The following is a 3,997-nucleotide window of genomic DNA, read 5'->3' as shown; positions in this document are numbered from 1 at the left end:
AACCTTTGATAAATTAAAAATATCATAAATCTCCATTACCTATAAAACATAACCGTAAAGGTAAGCGGTGGCGCACTTTTTTTCCGTCCGATTCACCATCAGGTTCAATAGATTGAAACCGACCTTTCAGGTCGTGTCAATCCTTATAGGTTATATGGTTTTCAGACTATAACAACAGCTTTACTTATAACCGATTTTATCTGATAATGGTATTTTGCTTTTTACAAAAATACCGTTAGCTCTCGCAATCTCATTGTCGTTTGAATCGTACAAAATCGATTCACCGATAAACTGGGAACGATTCTGATAAACAACCTTACCGATTGCTTTTACAACACCTTCTGATACAGGGCGGGTAATATATGTTGTAAAACTGGTTGTTAAGACAAAAAAATTTTCAACTAAAGAATTGGCTGCAAAAAAGGCTGCATTGTCTAACGCAAGAAAATATAATGCACCGTGCATGGCTCCTGCAGCGTGGTAGAACTCCTTTTTTACAGGCAGAATGATGTGTGCTTCACCTTTTTTGATACTCACTTTGGCACCGGCCAATTGTACAAATGATGCGGAATGCATCATATTTTCCAATTTTGTAAAATGTTCACTATTTGTCATTAATTATCCCTTCTCAGCGCATTCCGTAGGCCAATGCCTGGATATCGCCTGACGTCCAAAACCTATTTCCATTTGAACCCTGCTTCCAATTCAGTGCCTGGGCGATATTTAAGCTGCATACCCCTTAAAAAATTACGTAAAATCTGATTTTTGCAGTCACGATAGTGTTTATGGCCCGGCCTGCGGAAAAACGCACTTAATTCATGTTTACTGATGCTCAAATCAGCCAGATCCATAATCTCCAATACATCTTCGGCTTTCAGGTTTAAGGCGATTTTTAATTTCATGAAAATGATATTGTTAGTTAACCGCTTCTCCGGTTCAGGTTGTGCCCCTTCCTTTTTGCCCCGTTTATCATTAATCAAACCATTCAGAAAAATAGCCAAATGAGTATCACTGCATTTCTGATATGCAGGATCATCATCTTTTTTTAGCCAATCGCTGATCTGTGCCCGCGTTACCTGGTGATCAGTTAAGCCGAATATCGCAATCATTTTCGAATCATTAAAGTCGAAAACATAGCGGATACGGCGTAAAATATCATTATTTGTCATAAGTATGTCCCTTTCAAAACGACAGTTGCTCTGTTGTTAAATTAATAACTTAGTTTAGAACTAGCGAGACGGTTTAAACTGACACCGGCTTCTGCCGCTTTAATGGCAAGTTCACGATGGACATCCGGAGGAACCCGAACCATAAATTTCCCGCTATAATTCTTAATAGCAATAGGTTCAGGAATTTTCTCTTTGTTGTTCTTCATGTCCGCTATTACATCAGCGACTATATTTCGAATTCCTTTTAAAGCAGATTCCGGGGTCTTGGACAGCCAGCTTAAGCCAGGCAGTTCTGCACATAAACCCACATATTCATCATCGTCCGATGACCAGGTCACTCTATATGTATAGTGATCATTTTTTAGTGCCATTTTCCACCTCCAATCTTTCAATAGCTTTTAATACCTGTCTGACCTGGTATGATTTTGCTTTCCCTATTGAGTTCTGAATATTAACACGAGGATCGCCACTCCATGGGGTTTTATATACCCTGTGGCTTGAACCTGATTGTCGAGGGTCTCCAAAATAAAAATCACACACTTTGCACAATTCTGAAAACTTTACATCTTTGGAATTATTTTTAAACTGCTTTAATTTTTCAGCTATGCCTTTCATGTAAAAATGATACTATTATTGATATCAATGTCAAGTTAAAATATTTTTGCGTGATGAAAATCATACAGTTGGATTTTTGAAATATGGTCGAACTTAAAACTCACCGATTCATGCCGGGTAGTTAGACATTAACCAATCAAGATATTCAAATAAAGTATTCAATGCATGTTTTTTTTAACGCAAACATCTACGGCATGAGCGTAGAATGTTTTTGTTGTCTTAGCAGCCACTCATATGCTGTTATGACCTCTACCCATTTTGGTAACATATCAAAGGGTACTGCCATGTCCCCGGTTATCAATAAGCTTCTGCCATTTTTAAGCCTCTTTCTGGCTTTTTCCAATCCGTTTATTTCCCGGCTGAAATTATTTTGGTGTAAGGTCTCTGTGACCTGAATAAGAACCGGGTTCTCAGTTTCAGGGAAAACTACAAAATCACATTCATAACCATTCTTTAAAAAGAAAATAGCTTCTGTAGTATTGCGGATCCCGGTAAAAACAAAATTTTCAAGTAATTTGCCCCGGTCCTCTGAAAAAGTATACCGGATGGCAGAGGCAATTCCATTATCATAGAGGTAAATTTTTTTATTACTCATCTCTCTTTTCACTACTGCCGGATCATACTTTTCCACATATGTTACCATGTAGACAGAAAAAATTTGATCTATAAGCCGATAGATAGAATCTTTACCGATTCTGATTCCCCTGGATTTCAAATCATTATAAAGTTTGTTGACAGAAAATTCTTTTGTAAATGAACCGATGAGGCGTTTAATAAGATATTTGAGGATTGATGCATCCCGAATCTCATATCTATCCATTAAATCCCGATAGAGCATGACATTAAAATATTCCTGTAAAATGTTTGCCTTAAAATGGCTTTCCATGTCAACCAACTCAGGATATCCTCCCCAGGTAAGGTATTCATCAAAGCTGTTTTTAATTTTTGCCCGATTTTTTGTAGAAGATACGTCTTTGGAATCAATGCTCCTGAAAGATAAGAATTCCGGGAATGATAAAGGCATGATTTCAAAAGAAAGACTTCGACCCCTAAGCGAGGTGGCAATCTCCTTTGATAGCATTTTTGCATTTGAGCCGGTAAGGAAAATTTTTCTGCTTACCGTGTCATACAGGCGGCGGATGTACTTTTCCCATTCCGGAATTCCCTGGATTTCATCAAAAAAAATATAGAGGTCATCCAATTTCTGATCAGGATAAAGTTCAAGATAGGCATCAAGGATCTGGTCATAACCGGCATCAAAATCAAGGCGTTCATCTTCAAAATTAAGATAAAAAATCTGTTCTCTTTTTATACCAAGTTTTTCCAGACTTGCTATGAGTTGAAAAAAATACCATGTTTTCCCGGCCCTGCGCGGGCCAATGATTGTAATAATCTTGCCCAGATCAAGGGGAACGTTCAAATGCCGGGGCTTAAACGGTGGCAGCGGTCTCAAATGAAAATCTTTGATAATTGTTTTTAAAATTTGTTTCATAGATTTATTTTCCTTATTTTAAGGAAAATGTCAATGATTATTTGTTTTTAATTAAGGAAAAATTTTTATTTCATTTTTAGATTGTTAAATATTGTCATTGCAAAACAGCCTCTTTATTGTTTAATTTACTGGCCTGTCCACGTGCAGTGGTTTGTCCTAACGTCTAAATCAGTGGGCGCGGCTTTTTGCGCTCCGCTGAATTTGTTTGTTCGGTTTTTTTTGGTGCTTCTGGATTGCTTTTTTAATAAAATCCCACTCAATTTGTTCAAAAGTTTTCCAAGCTTGTATTAAATTTTTTTCGGCTTCATCCCAATTGTCGTTTTGCAACCCATTTAATATAGCTTCATTGCTAAATAAAACTTCCATCTCATAAGTTCTATTTACTTTTCCACCCTTTTTATCAAAACCATTTCCTGTAAGTAAACTTTGATTTTTTTGATCAAATTCTTCAATAAGTTGTTGGTAATTGGAGAGCTGCTTGAATTCGTCTGATAGCCAAAGATGTATGCGTACAGAATTTTCTCCTTCTTCATCAGGCAAACCGAAAAATTTCCATATTGGATCATCTCCGTTCAATTGCAAATAGGTCCAGATCTATGACCGCAAATGGCGGTTGGCATTCATTTTGCTTCTAAAGCAAACAAGGAGGACACTTTCATTATCAAGTCAGAATTTTTTATCGCTTTCTTGATTTCAGGCAATATCCTGTCTCTGTTGTTTT

At 37.0% G+C, this 3,997-nt stretch carries 6 protein-coding genes; all 6 read right to left on the bottom strand.

Translation table 11 applies throughout. The features are described 5' to 3' along the window. Nucleotides 1-180: 180 nt before the first annotated feature. Nucleotides 181-615, bottom strand: coding sequence for a PaaI family thioesterase (locus K8S13_RS15780; protein ID WP_291463938.1), 435 nt, complete (start codon nt 613-615; stop codon nt 181-183). A gap of 62 nt (nt 616-677) precedes the next feature. Then, a complete protein-coding gene (locus K8S13_RS15775) occupies nt 678-1,169 on the bottom strand; it encodes a DUF1456 family protein (protein WP_291463936.1) in 492 nt (163 codons plus the stop codon). 41 nt (nt 1,170-1,210) lie between these two features. Next, nucleotides 1,211-1,540 carry a type II toxin-antitoxin system HicB family antitoxin gene (locus K8S13_RS15770; RefSeq protein ID WP_291463935.1) on the bottom strand — a complete coding sequence of 110 codons (330 nt, stop codon included), beginning with the start codon at nt 1,538-1,540 and terminating at the stop codon, nt 1,211-1,213. Then, the gene (locus K8S13_RS15765; RefSeq protein ID WP_291463933.1) at nt 1,524-1,784 is read right to left on the bottom strand and encodes a toxin HicA; all 261 of its coding nucleotides are present in this window, start codon (nt 1,782-1,784) and stop codon (nt 1,524-1,526) included. Before K8S13_RS15765 ends, K8S13_RS15770 begins: the two co-directional genes overlap by 17 nt. A gap of 187 nt (nt 1,785-1,971) precedes the next feature. Next, on the bottom strand, nt 1,972-3,276 hold the full coding sequence (locus tag K8S13_RS15760; RefSeq protein ID WP_291463932.1) for an ATP-binding protein: 1,305 nt from the start codon (nt 3,274-3,276) through the stop codon (nt 1,972-1,974). A 168-nt stretch (nt 3,277-3,444) separates the two neighbouring features. Next, a complete protein-coding gene (locus K8S13_RS15755) occupies nt 3,445-3,816 on the bottom strand; it encodes a hypothetical protein (RefSeq protein ID WP_291463930.1) in 372 nt (123 codons plus the stop codon). Nucleotides 3,817-3,997 lie beyond the last annotated feature (181 nt).

The sequence above is a fragment of the Desulfobacula sp. genome, from assembly GCF_021107415.1.
The sequence above is the reverse complement of the archived record's forward strand: the minus strand, read 5'-3'. Positions and strand labels throughout refer to the sequence as shown.

Bases quoted from the DNA above. Each gene is read 5' to 3' on its own strand.
- K8S13_RS15780 (WP_291463938.1), bottom strand. From the start codon at position 615: ATGACAAATAGTGAACATTTTACAAAATTGGAAAATATGATGCATTCC.
- K8S13_RS15775 (WP_291463936.1), bottom strand. From the start codon at position 1,169: ATGACAAATAATGATATTTTACGCCGTATCCGCTATGTTTTCGACTTT.
- K8S13_RS15770 (WP_291463935.1), bottom strand. From the start codon at position 1,540: ATGGCACTAAAAAATGATCACTATACATATAGAGTGACCTGGTCATCG.
- K8S13_RS15765 (WP_291463933.1), bottom strand. From the start codon at position 1,784: ATGAAAGGCATAGCTGAAAAATTAAAGCAGTTTAAAAATAATTCCAAA.
- K8S13_RS15760 (WP_291463932.1), bottom strand. From the start codon at position 3,276: ATGAAACAAATTTTAAAAACAATTATCAAAGATTTTCATTTGAGACCG.